This window comes from Streptococcus dysgalactiae subsp. dysgalactiae (assembly GCF_900459225.1).
Lineage (GTDB): Bacteria > Bacillota > Bacilli > Lactobacillales > Streptococcaceae > Streptococcus > Streptococcus dysgalactiae.
This window is the reverse complement of the sequence record NZ_UHFH01000003.1, coordinates 1,071,613-1,097,657: the sequence shown is the minus strand read 5'-3', so window position 1 is coordinate 1,097,657 and position 26,045 is coordinate 1,071,613. Positions and strand designations below refer to the sequence as shown.

The 26,045-nt window shown below is 39.2% G+C and carries 26 protein-coding genes and 2 pseudogenes; 23 read left to right on the top strand and 5 right to left on the bottom strand.

What is annotated here, in order from left to right:
- Nucleotides 1-242: 242 nt before the first annotated feature.
- The 9 genes and pseudogenes from DYD17_RS05815 to DYD17_RS05775 form a co-directional block, all read left to right on the top strand.
- A pseudogene (locus DYD17_RS05815) lies at nt 243-474 on the top strand (lactate dehydrogenase); the annotation flags it as partial.
- A 104-nt stretch (nt 475-578) separates the two neighbouring features.
- A complete protein-coding gene (locus DYD17_RS05810) occupies nt 579-1,244 on the top strand; it encodes a SatD family protein (RefSeq protein ID WP_003050727.1) in 666 nt (221 codons plus the stop codon).
- Entirely contained in the window at nt 1,237-1,953 is a 717-nt protein-coding gene (locus DYD17_RS05805; protein WP_003050726.1) for a DUF3307 domain-containing protein, read from the top strand. Before DYD17_RS05810 ends, DYD17_RS05805 begins: the two co-directional genes overlap by 8 nt.
- Before the next feature lie 150 nt (nt 1,954-2,103).
- Complete coding sequence (gene trmFO, locus DYD17_RS05800; RefSeq protein WP_003050723.1) at nt 2,104-3,450, top strand: methylenetetrahydrofolate--tRNA-(uracil(54)-C(5))-methyltransferase (FADH(2)-oxidizing) TrmFO; 1,347 nt, start codon at nt 2,104-2,106, stop codon at nt 3,448-3,450.
- A 158-nt stretch (nt 3,451-3,608) separates the two neighbouring features.
- A complete protein-coding gene (locus tag DYD17_RS05795; protein ID WP_283309413.1) occupies nt 3,609-5,012 on the top strand; it encodes a pyruvate carboxylase subunit B in 1,404 nt (467 codons plus the stop codon).
- 42 nt (nt 5,013-5,054) lie between these two features.
- A complete protein-coding gene (locus DYD17_RS05790) occupies nt 5,055-5,369 on the top strand; it encodes a hypothetical protein (protein ID WP_115252886.1) in 315 nt (104 codons plus the stop codon).
- Entirely contained in the window at nt 5,369-5,716 is a 348-nt protein-coding gene (locus tag DYD17_RS05785) for a biotin/lipoyl-containing protein (protein WP_003050714.1), read from the top strand. Before DYD17_RS05790 ends, DYD17_RS05785 begins: the two co-directional genes overlap by 1 nt.
- Before the next feature lie 9 nt (nt 5,717-5,725).
- Nucleotides 5,726-6,856, top strand: coding sequence for a sodium ion-translocating decarboxylase subunit beta (locus DYD17_RS05780; RefSeq protein WP_003050712.1), 1,131 nt, complete (start codon nt 5,726-5,728; stop codon nt 6,854-6,856).
- Between the two features lie 186 nt (nt 6,857-7,042).
- Nucleotides 7,043-8,107 (top strand): AbrB family transcriptional regulator, encoded by a 1,065-nt coding sequence (locus DYD17_RS05775; RefSeq protein ID WP_003050707.1) that lies wholly within the window; start codon nt 7,043-7,045, stop codon nt 8,105-8,107.
- A gap of 118 nt (nt 8,108-8,225) precedes the next feature.
- Here the strand turns inward: DYD17_RS05775 and citG are convergent, their stop codons facing one another.
- The 3 genes from citG to DYD17_RS05760 all read right to left on the bottom strand — a co-directional run bounded on the left by citG (nt 8,226) and on the right by DYD17_RS05760 (nt 11,361).
- Nucleotides 8,226-9,110, bottom strand: a complete 885-nt coding sequence (citG, locus tag DYD17_RS05770) for a triphosphoribosyl-dephospho-CoA synthase CitG (RefSeq protein ID WP_003050705.1) — start codon at nt 9,108-9,110, stop codon at nt 8,226-8,228.
- A complete protein-coding gene (locus DYD17_RS05765; protein WP_003050701.1) occupies nt 9,103-9,798 on the bottom strand; it encodes a GntR family transcriptional regulator in 696 nt (231 codons plus the stop codon). Before DYD17_RS05765 ends, citG begins: the two co-directional genes overlap by 8 nt.
- 159 nt (nt 9,799-9,957) lie before the next feature.
- Entirely contained in the window at nt 9,958-11,361 is a 1,404-nt protein-coding gene (locus DYD17_RS05760) for a CitMHS family transporter (RefSeq protein WP_003050697.1), read from the bottom strand.
- Nucleotides 11,362-11,741: 380 nt separating this feature from the next.
- On the opposite strand from DYD17_RS05760, the gene DYD17_RS05755 reads away from it, so the two are divergent.
- The 9 genes from DYD17_RS05755 (at nt 11,742) to DYD17_RS05720 (ending at nt 18,574) form a co-directional block, all read left to right on the top strand.
- On the top strand, nt 11,742-12,065 hold the full coding sequence (locus tag DYD17_RS05755; RefSeq protein WP_003050694.1) for a hypothetical protein: 324 nt from the start codon (nt 11,742-11,744) through the stop codon (nt 12,063-12,065).
- A gap of 61 nt (nt 12,066-12,126) precedes the next feature.
- On the top strand, nt 12,127-12,522 hold the full coding sequence (locus DYD17_RS05750) for an acetyl-CoA carboxylase biotin carboxyl carrier protein subunit (RefSeq protein ID WP_115252885.1): 396 nt from the start codon (nt 12,127-12,129) through the stop codon (nt 12,520-12,522).
- 44 nt (nt 12,523-12,566) lie between these two features.
- Nucleotides 12,567-13,688 (top strand): sodium ion-translocating decarboxylase subunit beta, encoded by a 1,122-nt coding sequence (locus tag DYD17_RS05745; RefSeq protein ID WP_003050688.1) that lies wholly within the window; start codon nt 12,567-12,569, stop codon nt 13,686-13,688.
- 17 nt (nt 13,689-13,705) lie between these two features.
- On the top strand, nt 13,706-13,840 hold the full coding sequence (locus DYD17_RS11140) for an OadG-related small transporter subunit (protein ID WP_003050685.1): 135 nt from the start codon (nt 13,706-13,708) through the stop codon (nt 13,838-13,840).
- 35 nt (nt 13,841-13,875) lie between these two features.
- Nucleotides 13,876-14,184: a citrate lyase acyl carrier protein gene (gene citD / locus DYD17_RS05740; RefSeq protein WP_003050682.1), complete on the top strand. Its 309-nt coding sequence runs from the start codon at nt 13,876-13,878 to the stop codon at nt 14,182-14,184.
- Nucleotides 14,172-15,059 (top strand): citrate (pro-3S)-lyase subunit beta, encoded by an 888-nt coding sequence (gene citE / locus DYD17_RS05735; RefSeq protein WP_115252884.1) that lies wholly within the window; start codon nt 14,172-14,174, stop codon nt 15,057-15,059. The genes citD and citE overlap by 13 nt, the downstream gene beginning before the upstream one ends.
- Nucleotides 15,060-15,061: 2 nt before the next feature.
- Complete coding sequence (citF, locus tag DYD17_RS05730; RefSeq protein WP_115245974.1) at nt 15,062-16,594, top strand: citrate lyase subunit alpha; 1,533 nt, start codon at nt 15,062-15,064, stop codon at nt 16,592-16,594.
- Nucleotides 16,587-17,165 (top strand): citrate lyase holo-[acyl-carrier protein] synthase, encoded by a 579-nt coding sequence (citX, locus tag DYD17_RS05725; protein WP_115252883.1) that lies wholly within the window; start codon nt 16,587-16,589, stop codon nt 17,163-17,165. Before citF ends, citX begins: the two co-directional genes overlap by 8 nt.
- Before the next feature lie 14 nt (nt 17,166-17,179).
- Nucleotides 17,180-18,574 carry an oxaloacetate decarboxylase subunit alpha gene (locus DYD17_RS05720; RefSeq protein ID WP_003050671.1) on the top strand — a complete coding sequence of 465 codons (1,395 nt, stop codon included), beginning with the start codon at nt 17,180-17,182 and terminating at the stop codon, nt 18,572-18,574.
- A 132-nt stretch (nt 18,575-18,706) separates the two neighbouring features.
- Here the strand turns inward: DYD17_RS05720 and citC are convergent, their stop codons facing one another.
- Both citC and DYD17_RS05710 read right to left on the bottom strand, forming a co-directional pair.
- Complete coding sequence (citC, locus tag DYD17_RS05715) at nt 18,707-19,759, bottom strand: [citrate (pro-3S)-lyase] ligase (RefSeq protein WP_115252881.1); 1,053 nt, start codon at nt 19,757-19,759, stop codon at nt 18,707-18,709.
- Nucleotides 19,760-20,025: 266 nt separating this feature from the next.
- Nucleotides 20,026-20,508 carry a PASTA domain-containing protein gene (locus tag DYD17_RS05710; RefSeq protein ID WP_115252880.1) on the bottom strand — a complete coding sequence of 161 codons (483 nt, stop codon included), beginning with the start codon at nt 20,506-20,508 and terminating at the stop codon, nt 20,026-20,028.
- Between the two features lie 165 nt (nt 20,509-20,673).
- On the opposite strand from DYD17_RS05710, the gene DYD17_RS05705 reads away from it, so the two are divergent.
- From DYD17_RS05705 to DYD17_RS05685, 5 genes and pseudogenes are all read left to right on the top strand, one after another.
- Nucleotides 20,674-21,639, top strand: a complete 966-nt coding sequence (locus DYD17_RS05705) for a S41 family peptidase (protein WP_115252879.1) — start codon at nt 20,674-20,676, stop codon at nt 21,637-21,639.
- Between the two features lie 36 nt (nt 21,640-21,675).
- Complete coding sequence (locus DYD17_RS05700) at nt 21,676-22,428, top strand: ABC transporter ATP-binding protein (protein WP_115252878.1); 753 nt, start codon at nt 21,676-21,678, stop codon at nt 22,426-22,428.
- Between the two features lies 1 nt (nt 22,429).
- A complete protein-coding gene (locus tag DYD17_RS05695; RefSeq protein WP_115276399.1) occupies nt 22,430-24,385 on the top strand; it encodes an FtsX-like permease family protein in 1,956 nt (651 codons plus the stop codon).
- A 43-nt stretch (nt 24,386-24,428) separates the two neighbouring features.
- Nucleotides 24,429-25,094 carry a response regulator transcription factor gene (locus DYD17_RS05690; protein WP_115252876.1) on the top strand — a complete coding sequence of 222 codons (666 nt, stop codon included), beginning with the start codon at nt 24,429-24,431 and terminating at the stop codon, nt 25,092-25,094.
- A pseudogene (locus DYD17_RS05685) lies at nt 25,091-26,039 on the top strand (sensor histidine kinase). Before DYD17_RS05690 ends, DYD17_RS05685 begins: the two are co-directional and overlap by 4 nt.
- Nucleotides 26,040-26,045 lie beyond the last annotated feature (6 nt).

The following is a 26,045-nucleotide window of genomic DNA, read 5'->3' as shown; positions in this document are numbered from 1 at the left end:
GCTTAACTTTAGGTCTATTTTTTCTTGACATGTCCAACCTTAACTTAAAATATAATGTCCAACTTTTTGGGGTCACTTCAATACGGCACTCCTTTTTGAATATCTTTCTCGAGGCGATTTTAAAACGGTCCAATAGTAGGCCACCTCTTGGTAACCTTGATGTTCATACATGGCACAATTTTCTTCTTCGGAAACCAAAATCACTCGGGAGGATAGTCAAGGAATTCAAATCGTGCAAACGCGGAGCTGGTATTGACACTTACGAATTTGAAGGACCTTATATTCCTAAGAATTTTGAAGGTCAAGAAATGACAGATTCACTATTTAAAGCTTTGATTAACCATCCTAAGGTTATTTATATGCCTCATGCAGCTTATTATATTGATGATGCTGTTAAAAAAACTAGTTGAAGGTGCCCTTAATACTACAGTAGAGATTATCAAAACTGGGACGACGATAACTCATGTTAACTAACAACTGATTTGACGTCCATTATAAAGGAATAATTCTAAAAATTCCTTTATAATGGACTTTTTTGTATTAGTCCTTTATAATAGACTGTAAGAAAGGGGACTCTTATGACATATATAGCGCTTATTGGAGATATTATCCAGTCCAAACAATTGACAGATCGTTCCAAAGTTCAAAAAACTTTAGCAGCTTATTTAGACGACCTCAACAAAACCTTTGCTCCTTATATTATTTCTAAGTTATCCCTGACGTTGGGAGATGAATTTCAAGGACTTTTTCAGATGGATACTCCTATTTTCCATCTGATTGATTTGATTAATCATCACATGGATATCCCTATTCGATTTGGAGTAGGAGTAGGTTCTATTTTAACAGACATCAATCCTGATATTAGTATTGGGGCTGATGGACCTGCTTATTGGCATGCTCGTGAGGCTATTCGTTATATTCATCAAAAAAATGATTATGGTAATACTACATTAGCTCTTCGGACTGGTCATCACAACCAAGATGATGTATTAAACAGTTTACTAGCAGCTGGAGATGCTATTAAAGCCAACTGGCGAGCTAGTCAATGGGAAATTTTTGACACGCTTTTAGATTTGGATATTTATGAAGAATACTTTGATCAACAACGATTAGGAAAGCAATTATCTCTTAGCTCTAGCGCTTTGTCAAAACGTCTAAAAAGTAGTCATGTTAAAATTTATCTGAGAACACGACAGAGTGCACTAAACTGTCTCAAACAAATCAAGGAGGAAGCTGATGATTAATGGTGTCTCTCACTACCTAGCTCAAACCCCTACACTTACCCTGTTTCTCATTTGTCATGTGTTATCAGACTACCAGTTACAAAGTCAGCAAGTAGCTGATTTAAAAGAAAAATATTTGACTTATTTAGGTTACCACTTGATTGGAGTTAGCATTCCCCTAATTTGTTTAACTCTCATTATCCCACAAGCATGGTTGATGAGCCTTTTGGTTATGATAAGTCACGCGCTTATTGACTGGCTAAAGCCAAAGGTGGCTAACTCTCTAAAATGGAAAAGAGAGTGGATTTTTCTGCTGGATCAATGCTTACATATCGCTATTAGTTCATTTGCTGGGCTAAGATTAGCAGGAGTGCCCTTGCCTAATTGGCTTCCGATACCTATTTTGATGACCGTTTTATTTATCCTAGTCATTACCAAACCAACTAATATTGTCTTTAAACTCTTTTTCAGCAAATACCAGCCTGACCAAGGAGAAAAAATGGACACGATCATAGGAGCGGGGGCTACCATAGGAATTCTAGAGAGAATTGTTATTGGTTTGTGTATGATCATGGGGCAATTTGCTTCAATAGGGCTGGTCTTTACCGCTAAATCTATTGCTCGCTACAATAAAATTTCGGAAAGTCCAGCTTTTGCAGAATACTACCTGATTGGGTCTTTATTTAGTATTCTCAGTGTTTTTATCGCAGCATGGATTTGTTTCTTCTAGTTGAAAAGGGTTCCCGTAGAAAGAGGTTATCGCTTAGTCTCTTTCTTTTTCTTTCTTCTTATTTCTGTTATAATAAGTCAGGTAACTACATTAGAAAGATTTGTGGGTCTGTCATCTAAGAGATGTCATTCCCGAAGAGGTATTAGTGACTTGTCTCAATCAACTGCAACTTATATTAATGTTATTGGAGCTGGGCTAGCTGGTTCTGAAGCTGCCTATCAGATTGCTAAGCGCGGTATCCCCGTTAAATTGTATGAAATGCGTGGTGTCAAAGCAACACCGCAACATAAAACCACCAATTTTGCCGAATTGGTCTGTTCCAACTCATTTCGTGGTGATAGCTTAACCAATGCAGTCGGTCTTCTCAAAGAAGAAATGCGTCGCTTGGATTCCATTATTATGCGTAATGGTGAAGCTAATCGTGTACCTGCTGGGGGAGCAATGGCTGTTGACCGTGAGGGGTATGCAGAGAGTGTCACTGCAGAGTTGAAAAATCATCCTCTCATTGAGGTCATTCGTGATGAAATCACAGCAATTCCTAACAATGCCATTACGGTTATCGCGACGGGTCCATTGACTTCAGATGCCTTGGCAGAAAAAATTCACGCTTTGAATGGTGGCGATGGATTCTATTTCTACGACGCAGCAGCGCCTATCATTGATAAATCTACTATTGATATGAGCAAGGTTTACCTCAAATCTCGCTACGATAAAGGCGAAGCTGCTTACCTCAACTGTCCTATGACCAAAGAAGAATTCATGGCTTTCCATGAAGCACTGACAACCGCAGAAGAAGCCCCACTGAATGCCTTTGAAAAAGAAAAGTATTTTGAGGGCTGTATGCCAATTGAAGTTATGGCTAAACGTGGCATTAAAACCATGCTTTATGGACCTATGAAACCCGTTGGATTGGAATATCCAGATGACTATACAGGTCCTCGCGATGGAGAATTTAAAACGCCATATGCTGTTGTGCAATTGCGTCAAGATAATGCAGCTGGAAGCCTTTATAATATCGTTGGTTTCCAAACACACCTCAAATGGGGTGAGCAAAAGCGTGTTTTCCAAATGATTCCAGGGCTTGAAAATGCTGAGTTTGTCCGCTACGGTGTCATGCACCGCAATTCCTATATGGATTCACCAAATCTTTTAACCGAAACCTTCCAATCTTGTAGCAATCCAAATCTTTTCTTCGCAGGGCAAATGACTGGAGTTGAAGGTTATGTCGAATCAGCTGCTTCAGGTTTAGTAGCAGGTATTAATGCAGCCCGTTTGTTCAAAGGTGAGGAAGCCATGGTCTTTCCACAGACAACGGCTATTGGTAGCTTGCCTCATTATGTGACTCATGCCGAGAGTAAGCATTTCCAACCAATGAACGTCAACTTTGGCATTATCAAAGAGTTAGAAGGCCCACGCATTCGTGACAAAAAAGAACGTTATGAAGCTATTGCTAGTCGTGCTTTGGCAGATTTAGAAATCTGCTTAGCGTCGCTTTAACAGTAAAAAAGAGTTCCTTTTCAGTTGAGTTGCTGAAGAGGAACTCTTTTTTACTTGCTGATTTGAACGCTAACTATGCAAAAGAATGCACAAAAAATACATGAATGGGCTATGGTCGCTAAGGGCAATATTATATAATGAATAGTACTCATTAGTTGATTCAGTTTGGAGGTTTTAGCATGCAGCAGCAAGTCGCAATAACGGAGACAGTTTTACGAGACGGTCATCAAAGTTTGATGGCAACGCGTCTACCTATCGAGGACATGCTTCCAGTTCTTCCTGTATTAGACAAGATTGGTTACTATTCCCTAGAATGTTGGGGAGGGGCCACGTTTGATGCTTGTATTCGTTTTTTAAATGAAGACCCTTGGGAAAGGCTGCGCACGTTAAAAAAAGGCTTACCTAATACACGCTTACAGATGCTATTGAGAGGCCAAAACCTTTTAGGCTATCGTCATTATGCAGATGACATCGTTGACAAATTTATTAGCTTATCAGCTCAAAATGGGATTGATGTTTTCCGTATTTTTGATGCCTTAAATGACCCACGAAATATTCGTCAAGCTTTATCGGCTGTCAAAAAAACGGGTAAAGAAGCTCAACTGTGTATTGCCTACACGACCAGCCCTGTACACACTCTGGACTATTACCTTTCTTTGGTAAAAGAATTGGTTGAGATGGGGGCTGATTCTATCTGTATCAAAGATATGGCTGGTATTCTAACCCCAAAAGCGGCTAAAGAATTGGTAGCTGGTATCAAAGCTATTACTAGCTTACCTCTTATTGTGCATACCCATGCAACCAGCGGTATTTCTCAGATGACCTATCTAGCAGCAGTAGAAGCTGGTGCTGATAGAATTGATAGCGCTTTGTCACCTTTTAGTGAAGGCACTTCACAACCTGCCACAGAATCTATGTATTTAGCCTTAAAAGAAGCAGGTTATGATATCACATTAGATGAAACGCTACTGGAACAAGCTGCTAATCACCTTCGTCAAGCTCGCCAAAAGTATTTAGCTGATGGAACTCTGGACCCCAGTCTTCTCTTTCCAGACCCAAGGACGCTACAATATCAAGTTCCTGGAGGCATGTTATCTAATATGCTATCTCAACTGAAACAAGCTAATGCCGAATCAAAATTAGAAGACGTCTTAGCCGAAGTTCCTCGGGTAAGAAAAGACTTAGGCTACCCACCGTTAGTAACGCCACTTAGCCAAATGGTCGGAACTCAAGCTACTATGAATGTGATTTTAGGGAAACCTTATCAAATGGTGTCCAAAGAAATCAAACAATATTTAGCAGGAGAATATGGGAAAACACCTGCACCTGTCAATGAAGACCTGCAAAAGAGTCAAATTGGATCAACACCACTAACCACTAATCGTCCTGCAGACCAGTTGAATCCTGAATTTGAAGTATTGAAGGCAGAAATAGCAGATTTAGCCCAAACGGACGAAGATGTTCTGACTTATGCCCTCTTCCCAAGCGTAGCAAAAACGTTTTTAACAACCAAATACCAAACTGATGACGTCATTAAAGTGACTGCCTTTATCAAAGCATAATAGGCTATCTTAATCAGATGCAAACAGAGATATGGAGATCAAATGACCTATTCCTTTATTGATATCTTGCAAGTTACGTTAATATCTTTATTTCTCGTACTGACCTGTTTGACAGGCATTATGGGACTAATGATACTAAGTGGTAAATTATTGTCACAAGAAAAACCCCTTCTTCCTCAAGCTTCTCCTGAGAGTCTTCAAGACAAAGAAGCTACCCAAGCGAGTGGAGAAGCTCTCGAAACCCTTTTGGCTAAGGATGAATTAGCTAGGATTGCTGTTATGACTAGTCTTGCTTATGCTAGCCAAGAAGAGTCAGGAAAACGATTTGAAGTTGTTGCTGTGGAAAGGAAGCCTTAATGAAAAGATATGAAGTGACTGTCAATGGACAGGTTTATGAAGTGAGTTTACGCGAATTAGCTGATGGAGAAACGGTCGAGAAGGTACAACCAGCGCCAGCTGCGCCTGAGAAAAAAACTGATATCAACTCTGCTAGCGGCTTACAGGTAAAAGCTCCTATGTCTGGAACGGTCTTGTCTATCCTCGTTACAGAAGGAAAGACCGTTAAAAAAGGAGAAGCTGTTCTGGTCTTAGAAGCTATGAAAATGGAAAATGAAATATTGGCACCTGCAGATGGTTTGGTTTCAAAAATTCATGTCTCAGCTAACCAAACGGTTGATTCTGATCAAGTCTTGATCTCATTTTAGGAGGACAGCATGCTTGACGTACTCAATCAAATGATCCACTCATCAGGATTGGCTCATCTAACTGTTAATAATCTTATTATGATTTGTTTGGCCTGTTTCTTCCTCTACCTTGGGATTAAAAAAGAATATGAGCCTTATCTTATGGTGCCAATCGCCTTTGGTATCTTACTCGTCAATTTGCCTATGGCGGGATTGATGGACCACCCTGCCAATGGTAATCCCGGTGGCCTTCTTTATTACCTGTATAAGGGGACTAGCCTAGGTATTTACCCACCTTTAATCTTCCTTTGTTTGGGAGCTTCCACTGATTTTGGTCCCTTGATTGCTAATCCTAAAACCATTTTGCTAGGAGGTGCAGCACAAGTTGGGATTTTCTTAGCCTTTTTCCTCGCTATTATGTTAGGCATGACACCTCAAGAAGCGGCTTCTATCGGGATTATTGGTGGTGCTGATGGTCCAACAGCTATTTATGTGACGACAAAGTTGGCACCTGATTTACTCTCTACTATCGCCCTAGCAGCTTATTCCTACATGGCTTTGGTACCTATCATTCAACCGCCAATCATTAAATTCTTGACTACCAAGGCAGAGCGTCAAGTGAAAATGACACAAGCAAGAACTGTTTCCCAAAAAGAAAAAATAATTTTCCCAATTATGGTAACAATCTTTGTCAGTCTTTTAGTTCCTAGTGCTACAACCTTAGTTGGCTGTTTGATGTTGGGAAATCTGGTCAGAGAAATTAAAATTGTTCCTAAAATTGTAGAGAATCTCCAACAAGTGGTTATGTTTTGCATTACCATCATCTTAGGGTTAACTGTTGGAGCTAAAGCCAATGGCGACTTATTTTTATCGGCTACAACATTAAAAATTATCGCTCTTGGTTTAATTGCCTTTGCTGCTGGTACAGCAGGAGGAGTCTTAATGGGGAAAGTCATGTACTATTTATCTGGTAAAAAAGTTAACCCTATGATAGGAGCAGCTGGTGTTTCAGCTGTTCCTATGGCAGCCCGAGTTGTCCAAAAGGTCGGACAAGAAGAAGATCCAAGTAATTTCTTGCTCATGCACGCCATGGGACCAAATGTAGCAGGCGTTATTGGCTCAGCCATTGCTTCTGGTGCCTTGCTGGCCTTCTTTGGCTAACAGATTTATCAGTTTCAGTCTGTCTGTCACCAACAAACCAAATCATTATCAAGGAGATGAGAAACCATCTCTTTTTTTTAAGCTAGTTAGTTTTCAAAGAACTTAGAGTTATGGTATGGGTACTGGCAGTTGCCTCGCTTTGTGCTATAATAAACCTACTGAATCGACAAAATAGAAGGGATTTGCATGGTTTTAATCCTCATCACTCTTTTAGTGGGGAGTTTAGGTGGTATCATCGCCAAACGGTTAAAAATCCCAGCTCCCTTTATGATTGGGAGCATGGCAGCAGTCGCAATGGCATCTATTTTAACAGGCCAGATGCAAGCTGCTAGCCAAATGAAACTCATCGCTCAGATTGTCAGCGGAGCCTATATTGGTCAAACGGTAAGCCAGAAAGATTTAGCTAATCTACCTAAACTTGCCAAATCAATTGTCAGTTTAATGGCCTTGTTTACACTGAATATGCTTGTGATGGGGTTCCTTTTCCATCACTTTTTCGGACTAGACTTGGTGACAGCTTTTCTAAGTTGTTTACCTGGTGGCATCATGGACGTTTCTTTGATGGCCGTTGATATGGGGGCAAAACCGGATATTGTAGCTACCTTACAGTCAGCCCGCTTAATTGGTATCTTGATTATTTTACCGCTCTGGGTACAATTTTGGGTCAAACGTGTTACCCCGAAACCAATCTCCCAACCTTTAGAAAATCAGATTGCGCAAAGAGCAACCAATCGTTCCTTAAGCTACCCAAGTCAAGCTTGGAATAATATGGTGATTCTAAGCGTAGCAAGTGTGGGTGGTTTTATTGGGCTGTGTCTTAATATACCAGTAGGGGCGTTGATTGTTTCACTCTTGTTTTCAGCTATTCTAAAAATGAGCCAAAACACACCACAACTGTCTAGTGAAATACGCTTTATCGCGCAAATTTTGGCAGGAACACTTATTGGAACCAGTTTTACACGGGAGAGCCTGCTTGATATGTTTCATCTCATTGTTCCAATCATGCTTTTATTAGCCAGTTATTTGCTTATCAATGTCTTTTTTGGGTATATGATGTACAAACGAGGAATTTTAGACTTACAATCGGCACTTTTTGCTTCCTCACCGGCTGGTGCAACAGATATTTCGCTGCTTGCTGGTGACCTCGGAGGAGATATGGCAAAAATTGCAGGGATTCAAATCAGTCGTACCTTATACACCGTTATCGTCATGCCTTTACTTGTCAAATGGCTGGTGATTAGTTTACTCTAACTTTTAGAGAGTGTAACAATCACGCCCTTGGATATAATAAAAAACTGTTTGTTTTGCATTACCATAATCAGCTAGCTTCTAGGGCTAAGTTGATAGAGTTATACAAAATAAACAGTTTTTATAATAGACCTTCTAAAAAAGCAAAGTAAAAACTCAGAGCCAGTAAATCAGCACTGCCTCCGGGGCTTAGATGCTGGTTAATGAGGCATTGATTGTAGGAGGACAAAGCTGATCTTAGATCAGTTGTTGATAAATCTTGTTGCAGGAGTAGTCGCATATCTGCCTTAACGCCTTTCCATGCTTCAATCCCTCCACGATGAATCAAATTACCATCCTCAACAAAGCTCATTAAATAAACCAAAAGTTGAAGTTGACTGGTTTCAGGATCCTTTTTACTAAGTAGCTGACGAAAATAGGGCAGAGCATGGTCGGTTAACGTCGAAAAACCATTACTTGCTTCACCTCGCGGTCCCTTAATACCATAAGTCAAAAAGAGTTTTTCCCCATAGGTCAAGACTTTTTTAGTCTGTAACTGCCCAAGATCTGACTGAACTAAGTGTTCCGTCATCGGCTTCACTAAGCGACAAATAGCTACAGTATCTTCCTTGCTAAAACGTCCTAAGTCAGTCATTAAGTGAGGCGTTCTTGCTAGATAGGCCCCAGTTGCACCAAGAAGTAAAGCCATGGAAAAATTCAAGCCTTTATGAGTGTTAATTCCCTGAGTAGCACAAAACATGGCTTCCTCGGCCTCTTGACCTAATTGCCTAAGGCGATTAAAAAGGAGAAGGGGATCTTGTTCTGATGCTTCAAAACCAGCTTCGATATAAGCCTGAAAAAAAGGAGAGAGCGCCATCATACTGTCGACAAAAGTCATAAAGGTCATGTCATCGTGAGAACCATTATCAAATCGGTCAACTAAACCAGGTTTAGGAGATAGGGATACTTCATAAAGCAAAGCTTTTAAAGCCAACTGACTAATACTCGTTAGAACTGCCTTAGTCATTTTGATTAGGGCTCATTTCTTTTAAGATAAATTCAAGTGAGCTATTCAAGTGTTCATGTGTAATCAATGTTATTTGCTCATGATCTTTGTTCTTCATGCCTCGGTAAATCATCCAGTGCTCAGACAGAGCTCGTTTACGGCGTTCAACGGAGGAGATAGAAATTTTTCTAAAGTAGACCAAATAAGCTTGCAACTCTGTCACAATTTCTTTTAAGCGAACCATTTGGCTATAGCTGTAAATCAAATTGTTAAATTCATTGAAATTATCTAGAATCCGATTGATATCATCCTCTTCAATAAAAGTCTCACAGTCTGCCAACAAGTCATGCATCACCTTGAAATCCTCTTCGGTCATTAGGTGCATCGCTTGTACCGTTGCTAGAGTTTCTAGAGCCTTTCGAATTTCAAAAATTTCACAAGCATCCTTGATACTAACTCCCTTAACGATAATACCTTTTTTAGGAATGTGCTCTACAAGATGCTCTTCAGATAATAACCCCAACGCATAGCGAATGGGTGTCCTGCTAATATTAAGCGCAATGGAAAACTCTTTTTCATTGATACGGCTTCCAACAGGAATTTGTCTCAAAATAATGGTCTTTTTAAGAGCGTTATAAAAGGCTATTTTCAAAGGGATATTTCTTGATAGGTCAAGGTTTTGTTTGACGGCTTCGATAATAGGATTCATGTCATCTCCTTATAATTGGTATCCTCACTCTATTATACTGAAATTTGTGAAACATTCCAATATGGCTTGATGGTTTCTGAAAAATTAAAGTCATGTGCTCACTAGAGGACATGACTTTAATCATCTCATAAGGAATAAGGTAGTAGTGTTATCGTTGGTTTATTGTGGAATGTAAAGTGGCATTTGTCCCATAGCAATAATAGTTACCACAAAGATCACAAAGATGATAAGGGCATATTTAGCAGCTTCTTTTTGCCATTCTCCCATGTCAAGACCTGTCAAGCGAAGAAGGAGGTAAATGAAAGCAACTAATGGGCTAAGTAAGTGGAAGGCTTGTCCCATAAGAGAAGCAAGAGCCATTGCCATGTTACTGAAACCATATTCAGCACCAGCTTCTGCAAGAACAGGCAAGATACCGTAGTAGAAACCATCATTCGAGATAAAGAACGTACCAGGTGCAGAAATTAAGGCAATAACAAGACCCCAGAAACCTGCCAATTGTTTTGGAATAATAGTAGCAAAGCTTTGTGCCAAAGCGCTAGCCATACCAGAACCTTGGAAAAGCCCCATAAAGATACCAGCAGCAAAGACGAGAATAACAACTTGAACAGCATCCCCAGCATTGTCACCAATACGTTTAGATTGGTCTTTAAGAACTGGATAGTTCACCATTAAGGCGATACAGGTTCCCACAGCAAAGAGAAGAAGTGGTGCCATCGCAATAGCTTCGTAGAATGAACCAGCAACTAACCAAGCAATCAATCCAATGGTTAAGATAGCATTGAAAACGAAGTTTTTAGGGCGGCGAATAGAAAGTGTATCAGGATCAGTAATATCGGTTAGCTTACACATTTCTTCTTCAGTCAAATCGATAACGCCAAGTCTTGTACGTTCTTTACGTCCCATACTTGGTGCAACCCAACAAATCACATAAAGGAGAGATAAAATCATACCTGGTGCAAGGTAACCAAGAATTTCAGGACCTACGCCAAGAACAGACATCGCACGAGCAGTAGGACCACCCCATGGGAGTAAGTTCATAATAGTATTTTGAAGAATTATCAAGACACCTAGGTTCATGATTTTCATATTCAATTTTTTATAGATTGGCAAGAAGGCAGAGCAACAAATTAAAGTGGTGGTTGTTCCATCACCATTGAGTGATACAGCCGCAGCAACGACAGCTGTTGCAATAAGCACCTTCATTGGATCGCCTTTAGCAAAACGAATCATTTTCTCAGTAATTGGATCAAACAATCCTGCATCTAACATGATGGAGAAGAATAGGATGGCAAATAGCAACATGATACCTGTTTTAGCAGTATTGTTGATACCATACATAACCATCGGTCCGATAGCCGTTAAGTTTTTGGCAATACCATCTTCACCTATAAAAGCAACGAATTTGGCATCTGCATTAAAATCAGCTGAACCAGTCAATATCACAGCGATTGTCATAATTAATGGAATCATGACCAAAGCAGTAAAAGGGGTCATTTTTTTCTTCATTACCACGTACATGAAGACAATAATCATGGCATAAGCCAGAATTGTTAATAACATAATTGTTATCTCCTTTTTTAATTTTATGATTTCAGTATAGATGAAAGCGCTTAGAAAATAAATACCCCTTTGTGCGGAAAGACACAAAAAAAACAATTTGAAAATCCATTTTGAAAATAGTTTCTGTTACATGAGACTATTCTGCATTTTCCATAATATCAAAAAAGCAAGAATTGGTAGGCTTTTATCTGGTTTACAACCCCAAAATAATCATTTCATTTGTTACCCTTTTTTAACAAAAAGGGTAACAAATGAAAGTTTTTATGAAACTTTGAAAGCGCTCTTAGAAAGAACACAAAAAATCCATCTCAAACAAGAAGCCTGGTATATAATAAGCTTAGAGGTTTCCTAAACGGGCAAATATAGAAAGGAGGTAGCTCATGAAATTTTTCCAAAAATGGTTTAAACACTCTAAAAAAGAGATACTGGAAGAATTCTCAACCCTTAATTCAGAAATAAAACCTTCTGATAACTGGGAAAAGATTCCCGCTTATATTCCTGCAGACAAAAGTGATTACAAAAAGGTTACTTTAATTGCCAGCGCTATTGCTGCTAGCGATAGACCTAATAGTCAATTCAAGGTTAAACGAATTCTCAAGCGCAATCCTGAGGCAATCACCGTTTCCTTAATTGCTTCAAGTATCGCTGCAGGTGTTTACCCAGAAAGTCAGTTCAGGGTAACATCAATCTATTGTAAAAGGTAGTCATTCATCGGAACCTTTCACTCAGTCAACAAAAACAATAACATATATAGGAGAAAAAAAGATGTTACGAAAGTTTAAAATTACCATTGACGGTAAAGAATATCTTGTAGAAATGGAAGAAATCGGTGCTCCTGTCCAAGCAGCTACCCCCGTTCAACCAACACCCGCCCCAGTACCTGCCCCTGCTGAGGCAAGCCCACAAGTGGAGGAAGTACAAGCACCACAGCCAACAGCTACAGCAGGAGCGGATGCCATTCCGTCACCAATGCCTGGAACCATTCTAAAAGTTTTGGTTGCCGTAGGTGATCAGGTTGCCGAAAACCAACCTTTACTAATCTTAGAAGCGATGAAGATGGAAAATGAAATTGTTGCCTCCTCAGCAGGTACCGTTAGTGCTATTCATGTTAGCCCAGGTCAAGTGGTAAACCCTGGTGATGGCCTCATTACAATTGGTTAATAGTACTATAACTAGAATAAATAGACAGAAAAGGAAGTGAATGTGTGGAAACTTTAATCGCAGGAATAACATCCATTACGATTTCCCAAATTGTTATGATGGGCATCGGTGCTCTCTTAATGTATCTAGGGATTAAAAAAGAATACGAACCAACTCTACTTGTGCCAATGGGACTTGGAACAATCCTTGTGAATTTCCCTGGCTCAGGGGTTTTAACCCAAGTGGTTAACGGAGTCGAGCAAGAAGGGGTTTTTGATGCCCTCTTCAATTTTGGGATTGGCACAGAACTTTTCCCACTCTTGATTTTCATTGGTATAGGAGCCATGATTGACTTTGGTCCTTTACTTCAAAACCCATTCATGCTCTTGTTTGGTGCAGCAGCTCAATTCGGAATTTTCTTTGTTGTTGTTGTTGCTGTACTGGCTGGCTTTGACATCAAAGAAGCAGCTTCAATCGGCATTATCGGAGCAGCAGACGGACCAACCTCTATTTTCGTTGCCAACCAACTAGCCAAGGATTTACTTGGACCAATTACGGTCGCAGCCTATTCTTATATGGCTCTGGTTCCGATTATTCAACCATTTGCTATTAAATTAGTAACAACGAAAAAAGAACGTCGCATTCGCATGACTTACAAGGCTGAGAATGTGTCTCAAATGACTAAAATCTTGTTCCCAATTATTATTACACTGGTAGCAGGGTTCATTGCTCCAATTTCTTTACCTTTAGTTGGTTTTTTGATGTTTGGTAACTTACTACGTGAGTGTGGTGTGCTTGACCGCCTGTCGCAAACCGCTCAAAACGAATTGGTTAATATCATCAGTATCCTACTTGGATTAACGATTTCTATTAAAATGCAGGCAGACCTGTTCTTAAACGTACAGACACTTTTGATTATCGTCTTTGGTTTACTTGCCTTTATCATGGATTCTATCGGTGGCGTGATGTTTGCCAAATTCCTCAATCTCTTCCGAAAAGAGAAAATCAATCCAATGATTGGCGCTGCTGGAATCTCAGCTTTCCCAATGTCAAGTCGTGTGATTCAAAAGATGGCAACAGATGAAGACCCGCAAAACTTTATCCTTATGTATGCTGTAGGTGCCAATGTCTCTGGCCAAATCGCTTCTGTTATCGCAGGTGGATTGTTGCTAGCTTACTTTAGCTAAGAAAGGAAAGAAACCTAATGACAATTAATATGGACCATTTGATTAGTTCCTTTGAGCTAATGGCGCTTGGTATGGCAGGTGTCTTTATCGTGTTAGGAATTCTCTATCTTGTCGCAGAGATTCTGATTAAACTTTTCCCAGTTAGTAAATAACAATATTATTTAAGAAAATCAAGGAGGTAAACGCAATGGATATTAAACAAACTGCCGTTGCTGGTTCACTTGAATCAAGTGACCTAATGATTACAGTATCCCCTAATGACGAGCAAACCATTACAGTAACCCTAGACAGTAGTGTTGAAAAACAATTTGGCAATCACATTCGTCAACTCATTCATCAAACCCTAGTTAATTTGAAGGTGACGGCTGCTAAAGTAGAGGCTGTTGATAAAGGCGCTTTGGATTGTACCATTCAAGCAAGAACCATTGCAGCTGTTCATCGCGCAGCTGGTATTGACCAATACGATTGGAAGGAGATTGACTCATGGAACGTTTAAGAAGAACAATGATGTTTGTGCCTGGTGCCAATGCAGCCATGCTTCGAGATGCTCCTTTATTTGGCGCTGATTCCGTCATGTTTGATTTGGAAGATTCTGTTTCACTCAAAGAAAAAGACACTTCTAGAGCTCTCGTTCATTTTGCGCTTAAAACTTTTGATTATTCAAGTGTTGAAACGGTTGTTCGTGTGAATGGTCTTGATTCTTGTGGGGCTTTAGACATCGAAGCTGTTGTTTTGGCAGGTGTTAACGTGATTCGTCTTCCAAAAACAGAGACTGCCCAAGATATTGTTGATGTGGAGGCTGTTATTGAACGTGTCGAACGCGAAAATGACATTGAAGTTGGTCGCACACGCATGATGGCAGCCATTGAATCAGCCGAAGGTGTCCTAAATGCTCGGGAGATTGCCAAAGCTTCTAAGCGCTTGATTGGTATTGCTCTTGGGGCAGAAGACTATGTCACGAATATGAAAACGCGTCGTTACCCAGATGGTCAAGAATTATTCTTTGCTCGTAGCATGATTTTACATGCTGCTCGTGCTGCTGGAATTGCTGCCATTGATACTGTTTATTCTGATGTCAATAATACAGAAGGGTTCCAAAACGAAGTTCGCATGATCAAACAGTTAGGATTTGACGGTAAATCAGTAATCAACCCTCGTCAAATTCCTCTGGTCAATGAGATTTATACCCCAACCGAAAAAGAAATTGACCATGCTAAACAAGTCATCTGGGCAATTCGTGAAGCTGAAAGCAAAGGCTCTGGCGTTATTTCCTTAAATGGAAAAATGGTTGACAAACCAATTGTTGAACGTGCAGAACGTGTCATTGCCCTAGCAACGGCAGCAGGTGTTTTATCTGAGGAGGACATTTAAAGATGGTAACAAATAAACTCGGTAGAGATATTCCTCAACAATACGCCGACCAATACGGTGTGTTTGAAGGAGAATTAGCGCATATTAAAAATTACGATGAAGCCAGCCGTCGTATCAAACCAGTTAAACCTGGAGATTCTAAATTATTAGGCTCTATCCGTGAAGCGATTGAAAAAACTGGCTTAACAGATGGCATGACCATTTCATTCCACCACCATTTCCGTGAAGGGGATTTCATTATGAATATGGTCTTGGATGAAATTGCCAAAATGGGTATTAAAAACCTATCTATTGCCCCAAGTTCCATCGCTAATGTGCATGAGCCTTTGATTGATCACATCAAAAATGGTGTGGTTACCAACATCACCTCATCTGGTCTTCGTGACAAAGTAGGGGCAGCCATTTCAGAAGGACTAATGGAAAATCCTGTGGTTATTCGCTCCCATGGTGGTCGCGCTCGTGCCATTGCTAGTGGGGATATCCATATTGATGTTGCCTTTCTGGGCGCCCCAAGTTCAGATGCTTACGGAAATGTTAATGGGACAAAAGGGAAAGCAACCTGTGGTTCTTTGGGCTATGCCATGATTGATGCCAAATATGCAGATCAGGTGGTTATCTTGACAGATAATTTGGTTCCTTATCCGAATACCCCAATCAGCATTCCTCAAACAGATGTTGACTATGTGGTAACAGTAGATGCTATCGGAGATCCTCAAGGAATCGCCAAAGGGGCAACTCGTTTTACAAAAAATCCTAAAGAACTCTTAATTGCAGAATACGCCTCTAAAGTAATCACCAACTCTCCTTATTTTAAAGAAGGATTCTCTTTCCAAACTGGAACAGGTGGTGCTTCTTTGGCAGTAACCCGTTTCATGCGCGAAGCTATGATTAAAGAAAATATCAAAGCTAGCTTTGCTCTTGGTGGTATTACCAATGCTATGGTGGAGTTGCTCGAAGAAGGACTGGTTGAAAAAATTTTTGATGTCCAAGACTTTGATCACCCATCAGCTGTTTCTCTTGGTAAGTATGCTGACCACTATGAAATTGACGCCAACATGTATGCCTCCCCATTGAGCAAGGGCTCAGTAATTAACCAATTAGACACTTGTATTTTATCAGCCCTTGAAGTCGATACTAACTTCAATGTTAATGTGATGACAGGATCTGACGGCGTCATTCGTGGGGCTTCTGGTGGCCACTGTGACACTGCCTTTGCATCGAAGATGAGTTTGGTTATTTCGCCACTTATTCGTGGACGCATCCCAACCTTTGTTGATGAGGTTAATACAGTTATTACACCGGGAACAAGTGTCGATGTGGTCGTCACAGAAGTGGGAATTGCCATTAATCCAAATCGTCAAGACTTAGTAGAGCATTTCAAATCCCTCAATGTGCCACAATTTAGTATTGAGGAGCTAAAAGAGAAGGCTTATGCTATCGTTGGCACACCTGAGCGTATTCAATATGGTGATAAGGTTGTTGCTCTTATTGAATACCGTGATGGTAGCCTTATTGATGTAGTTTACAATGTCTAAAGAAGCTTATTTTTCAGGTGAATCTATCCAACTCAATGACATGTTACGGGCCCGCGAAGAAAGAGCTCTGCGTCAGCTGCATTTATTAAAGGAGTACCCAGAAGGTAGCTTATTATCGGTCACTATGAATATCCCTGGACCAATTAAAACCTCTCCTAAACTTCTTGAAGCTTTTGATATGGTGATTAAGGCCATTCAAACTACATTAGCTGACGATAAGATTTGTTACCAGTTGCGATTACTGCCTACAACAGGTTATGAGTATTACCTCATCACAAGTCTACCTAGCCAAGACCTGAAATTAAAAATGATTGCCTTAGAAACAGATTTACCTATAGGACGTCTCATGGATTTAGATGTTCTTGTCTTAAGCAATGGACAACCAAGTCCGATTAGTAGGACGACATTAGGAGCTCCTCCAAGACAGTGTTTTATCTGTTCTAAAGAGGCAAAAGTCTGTGGCCGCTTACGACAACATAGCATTGAAGACATGCAGGCAGCTATTACCAACTTGCTCCATTCATTTTTCAATCAAGACACCCCATCCTTACCATTAGATAAGATAGGTTAATGAGGAGAACAATTATGACGAAAATCCGTATAACGGAAACAGTTTTACGTGATGGTCAACAAAGTCAGATTGCCACACGTATGACAACCGAGGAAATGATTCCTATTCTAGAAACTCTAGATAACGCTGGTTATCATGCCCTTGAAATGTGGGGAGGGGCAACCTTTGATTCCTGCCTACGCTTTTTAAATGAAGACCCTTGGGAACGCCTTAGAACCATTCGCAAAGCGGTCAAAAAAACCAAGTTGCAAATGCTCTTACGTGGACAAAATCTACTTGGGTATCGCAATTATGCTGACGATGTGGTCAGATCCTTTATTCAAAAATCAATTGAAAATGGGATTGATATTGTCCGTATTTTCGATGCTTTAAACGACCCACGCAACCTTCAAACAGCAGTATCAGCTACCAAAGAATTTGGTGGACATGCTCAAGTGGCTATTTCTTATACAACCAGCCCAGTGCATACCGTAGACTACTTTGTAGACCTTGCGAAAGCCTATCAGGCAATTGGAGCTGATTCTATCTGTATTAAAGATATGGCCGGAGTGTTAACTCCAGAAACAGGTTACCAGTTGGTCAAACGTATCAAGGAGAATACAGCTATCCCTCTTGAAGTTCATACCCATGCTACCAGTGGTATTTCAGAAATGACTTACTTAAAAGTGGCAGAAGCAGGGGCTGATATTATTGATACGGCGATTTCCTCTTTTTCAGGGGGAACCAGTCAGCCTGCCACAGAATCAATGGCGATTGCCTTGATGGATTTAGGCTTTGACACAGGCTTGGATATGCAAGAGGTAGCCAAAGTTGCAGAATATTTCAATACCATTCGTGACCATTACCGAGAGACAGAGATTTTAAATCCCAAAGTCAAAGACACTGAACCAAAAACATTGATTTACCAAGTTCCAGGTGGTATGCTATCAAACCTATTGAGCCAATTAACCGAGCAAGGCCTAGCTGATAAATACGAAGAAGTCCTGGCAGAAGTACCTAAAGTAAGAGCTGATCTTGGGTACCCGCCACTCGTAACGCCATTATCACAAATGGTTGGAACACAGGCCTTGATGAATATCATCTCAGGGGAACGCTACAAGATAGTTCCAAATGAAATCAAAGATTATGTTCGAGGACTATATGGTCAATCACCAGCGCCATTAGCAGAAGGTATCAGAGAGAAAATCATTGGTGACGAAGCAGTCATTACCTGCAGACCAGCCGACCTAATCGAGCCTCAAATGATTTATCTGCGTGACGAGATTACTCAATACGCTCGTTCAGAAGAAGACGTGCTAAGCTATGCAAGCTTCCCGCAACAAGCTAGAGATTTCTTGGGACGCCGTGAAGATCCTTTCTATGATGTTCCGGTTCAAGAAGTTACTGTACAACTGGACATCCAAGACTAACAGGGAATAACTAATCCTCTTAACCATTAATCTCCTTGGTTAAGGAGCTAAGCGTTTTTTCTTAGTGAAACGTATTTGCTGTAATAATACCAAAAACCTACCTGATTTTGAAAATCAGGTAGGTTTTTTATCTCAATAATGTTTGACAGACGAAGTATCCTGTATCTTTTCAATAATGGGACGAGCTTCTGGTGAACCAAAATAATCCAAAGAGGTTTTGGGAAGAAGTTTTGCCAATAGTTCCCAATCATCATCTTTCAATGCCTGCCTAGCCGTTGAGGCACTGATAGGATCTTGCTGCTGATTGATAGCTTTCCTTGGCAGAATATCTAGGAGGATACCAGCTTGCTGCAACTGCTGAGCCATGATTTCATTGTAAATAGCAGTTACTCGGCTGGTTGGCTCTTCTCCAACGTATCTTTTATGAATATGAAGGGTCTGAGCAATTTCAACAAAGATTGCCGTATCTAGTAAGGATTGGCTCTTAATCACGTTATTGTCTTCTTTTTGGAAATAGGCTGGGAAAGTCGCTTGGCTAATCAAATAAGGACCCGTTTCATGAAATATGACATTATCAAGATGAGCTAGACCTTCTTGAATCAACCTCTTTCTCACCGAAAAAGGAATTAGACTGCAGTCTTCACTGACCATAAACAGATGAACCCAATCATTTTCCCTTGCAGCTTTCTCCACTAAAAATTGGTGCCCTAAGGTAAAAGGATTAGCGTTGATAACAATAGCAGCAACCTTATCCCCTATGTGCTCAGGAGTCTCAAGATCATTTAGGTAGTTTTGGAAGCCATTTTTTTTATTTTCCAAAAAGCTAATATGATGATCAATATGAGCAATTTCAGTAAAACCAAGATTCTTGAAAAAAGCAGCAGAGGAAGTTTTAGTATAGACAAAAAGATGGAAGTTCCCAATAGCATATTCTTCATCTATCAGATGACTGACAATCTTATTGAGGAGTCCTTCACCTTGATAATCACGGGAAACGCAAAGACAGCGCAAACTATTTCCAAAATAAGAACCTGTAGCAATGACATCACCAGAATCATTAAAAATAACACAAGTATAATCTAAATGAGCATCTAAACGTATCCCTTCTTGATGAAGCAGGTTCTTTACTTTGCCCATTGTCGTTTTATCTGAAGGAAAGGCTTTTGAAATGGTATAGTGAGACATTTCTTCTCCTTATCTATGGTTTTATTAAATCATATCATAACAACTCATTTACGAACCATCCATTGCTAACTCAATCGATTAATTAGTCCCGTAAAATTTGTCAAGCTTATTATAACATGATCTCACAGCTATTTTATCAGCATATTGGTCTTAAGAACAGCAAAAATACTATCCTTAAGACTTCAAAACTATAAGTATAGCAGAAGCGCTCTACTATCACTTATAGCCAAAATAGACTAATCCTTAGATGGATTAGTCTATTTTTATCAGCGATGTTTTTTAAAATGAAGACGAATGTGTTTAACGGATTCAAACGTATCCGCAAGTTTTTGATTGCGTTTCACAGTCCGTAAGGTTTCTTGGTCTAATAAGTCTTGGCTTTTTTCTAAGACATCAACGGTAATATAGTAGAGTTTAACTAGGCTTCCTATCTTATGTTTACCAGATTTTGGAGACATGGCAACGACTTCATTGAGGCTACTGTGAAGCCATTTTTTATGAGGCTTAGCAGGTATAGTTGCTACTACAAAGCCAAGTTTTTCTAAATGAGTTTGTGCCTGATCAACAGGAAGATTGACCACATCATCTATCGTGCGTAGCTGCATCTCCCTTTCATGTTTTTGTTCCATCCGTTTTTCGATAATTGGTCGACTGTTATCAATCGTTTTTCCAATAATTTCAGTGGTGTCAGGAATAATTGATATCAATTTCCCAACTGCTCCCAGAGCTTTGCTTATTTTCTTTGGCATCTCTTTTCTCCTCGAGTCGTTTCTTTCTTTTATTATAACAAAATGTCTGAAAATAGCATGCGATAAACCTTACAGAACTGTAAGTTAGCTCATTAGCATTGTAAGGTTATTACTTGCCTTTCTGGAGTAAACTAGAGTTACAAAACAAGAAAAGGAGACCGACCGATGAAACGGTATTCCAAAGGATTAATCATTTTAGGTATTCCCTTATTAATCATAACAGGCATAGCTTTTTTTGGGATTCAGCGTTATGGACCTAACTTTAACCTTTATCTATTTCCACCCAGCGTTCAAAAATATGGAGATATCGCCTTAGAACGCTTAGACACACTTGGCTTATATGCTCAAGGAGAGCAGTGGAATAAGACACGTCAAGAAACTCACAAAGCGTTAAAAAAAGCTAAGTCTTACAAAGAAGCGCAACAGATACTTCAGAAGGCAGTGGTCGTAGCAGGAGGAAAACACTCTCGTTTAATCAATAAGGCCAGTTTTAAAAAAAGCTCAATGAAGCATCCTCAACCGCAAAGCCGAGCGGAAGATGATGGGTTATTGTATCTTAAGGTACCTGCTATCGAAGCACTAGACATAAAATCAATGACAGTTTACGCCAATCAATTAAACAAGCCTCTCACTAAAAAATACAAGGGTGTCATTGTTGACTTACGTGGCAATACTGGTGGCAATATGGCACTGATGCTTATTGGTCTATCAGGACTTTTACCAGATGGGGACTTATTTCGTTTTAAAGATAAATACCATAATCAACAGGTCATACAGTTAAACGGACATGAGTTGAGTCATCAGGATAATCTCCAGTTGGAGCAATCCGTTATCAAGCAAAAAGTTCCTGTTGCAGTCCTTATTGATCGCTACACAGCCTCATCAGGAGAGATGACCGCCTTTGCTTTTCAAGGACTTGAACATACCCTATTTTTTGGAGAAGCAACAGCTGGCTACACCACTGGAAACCATGTTATCCCTTTATATGATGGTGCCTTGTTGGTCATTACTAGCAGTCGTGTCATTAACCGTCAAGGACAAGTCTACGAAAACAATCCAATCCTCCCTGATAGAGAAAGCAAAGACCCACTCACTGAAGCCAAAGTATGGTTATCAGACGTTACAAAATAAGATATAATAGACATAAGGTTGTCAAAGGAGTTTATCATGTTATTAGAAATCAATCACCTCGAAAAAATATTTCGCACGCGCTTTTCTAAAGAAGAAACGAGAGCCCTACAAGATGTTGACTTTAAAGTGGACAAAGGTGAATTTATCGCCATAATGGGTGAGTCTGGCTCAGGAAAAACAACCCTCTTAAATATTTTAGCAACTTTGGAGAGGCCAACGAATGGTTCCATCTTTTTAAACGGTACCGATGTTACCAAAATCAAAGAAAGTCAACTTGCTGATTTTCGTCTCCAAAATCTCGGCTTTGTTTTTCAAGATTTCAATTTGCTGGATACCTTGTCTGTACGAGACAATATTTTCTTGCCTTTAGTGCTAAATCGTAGACCTGTCAAAGAAATGGAATCTCGAATAAATCAAATTGTCCCTAAATTACACATTGATTCCCTTTTAGACAAACGACCATTTGAACTATCAGGCGGACAAAAGCAACGCGTTGCCATTGCTCGAAGCCTCATTACGCATCCACAATTGTTGCTTGCCGATGAACCCACAGCCGCATTAGACCATCGTAATTCAGACGAACTGCTCAACCTGTTTGAAGACATTAATAACGACGGTCAGACTATTTTAATGGTTACCCATTCAGCAAACGCTGCTAGCCATGCTAAGCGGGTATTATTCATTAAAGACGGCCGTATTTTCCATCAAATCTATCGAGGCAATAAAACCAACTTAGACTTCAACAAAGACATCTCCATTGCCATGACAGGCCTTTTAGGAGGTGAGTAGGATGTTTTACCTCAAATTTGCATGGAATAACCTAAAAAATTCTCTAAGCGTGTCAGCTCCTTTTTTACTGGCCAGTACTGTCCTCTATATGCTTAATTGCATTGTCCTCATTATTTTCATGAGTCCCATATCAGAAAATATGAGATATGGCAAAATGCTTCTAGGATTGGCCATTGTGATCTTAGTCTTATTTGCTCTCATCATAGAAGTTTACAGTTACCGTTTTTTGCTCAATCAAAGAAGTCGAGAATACGGTCTCTATAACATGCTAGGCATGACCAAAAAGCAAATCAGTTGGATCTCTAGCCTTGAGCTTATTTTAATGTATTTAGTGACAGTAGGAGGAGGAAGTCTCTTATCAGCTGTTTTCTCACACCTATTTTACTTGATTTTTGTCAATTTGATTCATTCTCCTAGTCTTACCCTACAATTTCAGATTAGTGCATTTATCCTAACAGCCCTCGTTTTTGCGTTCATTTTTGGTTTCTTAGCCTTAGTGGGATTAGTTAAGGTCAAAAAAACCTCTCCCTTAATGCTTTTTCGAGACAAAGAAAAAGGAGAAAAAGAACCACGAGGAAACCTCTTATTGGCAGCTTTATCTCTTATTGCTCTAAGTGTTGGTTACTACATTTCCTTAACTTCATCAACATTAACAGCTTTTGAAACCATTATTCGTTTCTTTATAGCCGTTATAATTGTCATTATTGGAACTTATCTGTTCTATATTTCCTTTATGACTTGGTATTTAAAACGTCGTCGTCAAAACAAGACTTACTTTTATCAGCCAGAACATTTTGTTAGCACGTCACAAATGATTTTTAAAATGAAACAACATGCTGTAGGACTTGCTAATATCACTATTTTAGCAGTAATGGCATTTGTTTCCATTGCAACAACAACTGCCTTATACACCAACACAGAATCAATGGCAGAACAGCTTTTTCCAAGAAATAGTAAAATAACATTTGATAATACATCTTTAATTAATCAAGACGAGATTTTTCAAAAGGTTATCCTAGACAAGATTGATAAAAAAGCATCTGACTTTCTGATTTATAAGGACACCAGGATATCATTTGAAATCTCTCGAGCATCTAAAATTGTGGTTACCAAAAAGGAAGTGATGCATCCTAACATCGCCAAAACGGGTTTCGTTTACCTCGTTACTCAAGATGACTTCCGTTCTCTGGGAAATAAACTCCCTCAATTAAAAACAGGTCAGACCGCCTTTTTTAAACAAAAAGGGGATAGTCAGTTAAAAACTATTGACTTATTAGGCCATCGTTTTGAAAATATTGTTAACTTCAAAACAGTACACTTTCCTCCTATCACTAATACCTATAATCCTGGAGTCTTGGTGGTGAGTGATGAAGCTACCTTAAATAACATTCAAACAACATTTGAAACAGTGACTCATTATGGTTTTGAACCATCAATAACTGCCTACGCTAATCTTACTAAAGAAGAAATGGCTAACATCCTAGATGACAAAGGAACCATTAGCAATAATGGTCAATTTATTGGGAACTTAGAAACAAAAGAAGATTATCGTCTTGGATCCTACACTCTCTCTGGTGGTTTCTTATTTACTGGCTTTTTACTTGGTTTTAGCTTTATTCTAGGCGTAGCCCTCATTATTTATTATAAGCAGTATTCAGAAGGGTATGAAGATCAGAAATCTTACAAGATTTTACAAGAAGTAGGTATGAGTAAAGAACAAGTTAAACAGACTATCAATTCACAAATTCTGTTAGTCTTCTTTATCCCAATTACCTTAGCTGTCTTACATTTCTGTGCAGCATTTGTTATGCTCAGACAAATGTTATTATTATTTGGTGTGTTGGACTCTATTATGGTATACCTCGTTAGTGCAACTACCATCGCTATCATTATTTGTCTCTACTTTATCATCTATAAAATGACTAGTAGAACTTATTATCGAATTATTGAAAGATAGGAAAAGTGGCGATTTTTCGCCACTTTTTTGGTAGAATAACAGTATGATAAAACATGATAAAATCTATATTATTGAAGATGATCAAGCTATCTTAACTCTTCTTCATAATCATCTTAGCCAAACTTACGATGTTAAGACGGTTAGTAACTTTAGAGATATCAAGCAGGAGGTATTGGCCTACCAGCCAGACCTTATTTTAATGGATATTACCCTGCCTTTTTTCAATGGTTTTTATTGGACCACTGAAATCCGAAAACAGTCTATGGTTCCTATCATTTTTATTTCCAGTAGTAATGATGAGACGGATACTATCATGGCTCTTCATATGGGAGGAGATGATTTTATCCCTAAGCCTTTTTCGCTAACCATTTTAGACGCAAAAATAGCAGCTTTTTTACGACGTAGTCAGCAATTTACTAGTGATGAGATTAGTTTTGCTCAGTTTAAACTTCATTTTGACGGTACCTTGTCAAATGGTAAAGATTCCGTCACCTTATCACCAACAGAACATAAAATCCTGACCATATTGATAACCAAAAATCATGAAATTGTAACCAAAGAAGAAATCCTGGAAAGACTCTGGGAAAATGATAATTTCATTGATCACAATACCCTCAACGTCAATATGACACGTCTGCGAAAGAAAATTGCGACTATCGGCTTTGATCATATTCATACTATAAGGGGAGTGGGGTATCTTGTTAAATGATAAAAGCCTTTTTAAAAGAATATCGTTTCTTCTACAGTCAATACGCCATACTGGTAGGTATCTACTGGCTAGTATTTTACCTTTATCGTCTCCCAATGCATTATTTTCTCACAGCTAATATAATTTCCCTTACTACATTAGGCCTCATCAGTCTTTGGAAATATTATCAGTTTAAGACAAAAATAAAAACTTTACAAGAATTTATTTATGTAACAGACCTCGATTCCTTGACATTGCCGAGCGACAAAGTTTACCATTCCTTAATTATAAAGTTGAATGAAGAAGCATCAAAAAAAACTGTTACAGCAGAGAAATCAACAAAAAAACACAGAGTCCCTCATCAAAATGTGGTCTCATCAAATGAAACTCCCTTTATCTGCTCTGTCTTTAATGGTTCAAACCCAAAGTACGGATGTAAAAAAATACCAACAGCAAGTTTTCCGCTTAGAAAAATACCTCAATAACCTCTTAAGTTATTTAAAATTTAAACAACATCACGACGATTTTCGTTTTCAGATGGTATCTGTAAGAGAAATCATTTCTTCTATTGTGAAAGAATCTCGTTACTTATGTATTGCTAAAGAGCTTAGTGTGACCATTCAAGGAAACTGTCAACTGAAGACAGATAAAAAATGGTTGAGGTTTGCCTTGATGCAATTGATTGACAATGCTATAAAGTATTCAACCAAAGGTGGAAACATAACCATAACATTAAGTAGCAAAAGTATTATTATATCAGATAATGGTATCGGAATACTAAGTGAAGACCTGCCACGTCTTTTTGACGAAGGGTTTACTGGATTTAATGGACATGAACACCAAAAGGCAACGGGATTAGGGCTTTATATGACCAAAGAGATATTAGATCAGCTCAACTTAGACATAAAGGTTAATAGCCTAATTGGGGAAGGAACTCAAGTCATCATCTCTCCTCTAACAAGATAAAAAAAC

Coding starts and splice junctions, on each gene's coding strand:
- DYD17_RS05750 (WP_115252885.1), top strand. CDS start 12,127: ATGTTACGAAAGTTTAAAATTACCATTGACGGTAAAGAATATCTTGTA.
- citX (WP_115252883.1), top strand. CDS start 16,587: ATGTCTAAAGAAGCTTATTTTTCAGGTGAATCTATCCAACTCAATGAC.
- DYD17_RS05810 (WP_003050727.1), top strand. CDS start 579: ATGACATATATAGCGCTTATTGGAGATATTATCCAGTCCAAACAATTG.
- citC (WP_115252881.1), bottom strand. CDS start 19,759: ATGTCTCACTATACCATTTCAAAAGCCTTTCCTTCAGATAAAACGACA.
- DYD17_RS05785 (WP_003050714.1), top strand. CDS start 5,369: ATGAAAAGATATGAAGTGACTGTCAATGGACAGGTTTATGAAGTGAGT.
- DYD17_RS05710 (WP_115252880.1), bottom strand. CDS start 20,508: ATGCCAAAGAAAATAAGCAAAGCTCTGGGAGCAGTTGGGAAATTGATA.
- citF (WP_115245974.1), top strand. CDS start 15,062: ATGGTAACAAATAAACTCGGTAGAGATATTCCTCAACAATACGCCGAC.
- DYD17_RS05720 (WP_003050671.1), top strand. CDS start 17,180: ATGACGAAAATCCGTATAACGGAAACAGTTTTACGTGATGGTCAACAA.
- DYD17_RS05760 (WP_003050697.1), bottom strand. CDS start 11,361: ATGTTATTAACAATTCTGGCTTATGCCATGATTATTGTCTTCATGTAC.
- DYD17_RS05765 (WP_003050701.1), bottom strand. CDS start 9,798: ATGAATCCTATTATCGAAGCCGTCAAACAAAACCTTGACCTATCAAGA.
- DYD17_RS05780 (WP_003050712.1), top strand. CDS start 5,726: ATGCTTGACGTACTCAATCAAATGATCCACTCATCAGGATTGGCTCAT.
- DYD17_RS05695 (WP_115276399.1), top strand. CDS start 22,430: ATGTTTTACCTCAAATTTGCATGGAATAACCTAAAAAATTCTCTAAGC.
- DYD17_RS05700 (WP_115252878.1), top strand. CDS start 21,676: ATGTTATTAGAAATCAATCACCTCGAAAAAATATTTCGCACGCGCTTT.
- citD (WP_003050682.1), top strand. CDS start 13,876: ATGGATATTAAACAAACTGCCGTTGCTGGTTCACTTGAATCAAGTGAC.
- DYD17_RS05790 (WP_115252886.1), top strand. CDS start 5,055: ATGACCTATTCCTTTATTGATATCTTGCAAGTTACGTTAATATCTTTA.
- DYD17_RS05775 (WP_003050707.1), top strand. CDS start 7,043: ATGGTTTTAATCCTCATCACTCTTTTAGTGGGGAGTTTAGGTGGTATC.
- DYD17_RS11140 (WP_003050685.1), top strand. CDS start 13,706: ATGACAATTAATATGGACCATTTGATTAGTTCCTTTGAGCTAATGGCG.
- citE (WP_115252884.1), top strand. CDS start 14,172: ATGGAACGTTTAAGAAGAACAATGATGTTTGTGCCTGGTGCCAATGCA.
- citG (WP_003050705.1), bottom strand. CDS start 9,110: ATGACTAAGGCAGTTCTAACGAGTATTAGTCAGTTGGCTTTAAAAGCT.
- DYD17_RS05755 (WP_003050694.1), top strand. CDS start 11,742: ATGAAATTTTTCCAAAAATGGTTTAAACACTCTAAAAAAGAGATACTG.
- DYD17_RS05705 (WP_115252879.1), top strand. CDS start 20,674: ATGAAACGGTATTCCAAAGGATTAATCATTTTAGGTATTCCCTTATTA.
- DYD17_RS05690 (WP_115252876.1), top strand. CDS start 24,429: ATGATAAAACATGATAAAATCTATATTATTGAAGATGATCAAGCTATC.
- DYD17_RS05805 (WP_003050726.1), top strand. CDS start 1,237: ATGATTAATGGTGTCTCTCACTACCTAGCTCAAACCCCTACACTTACC.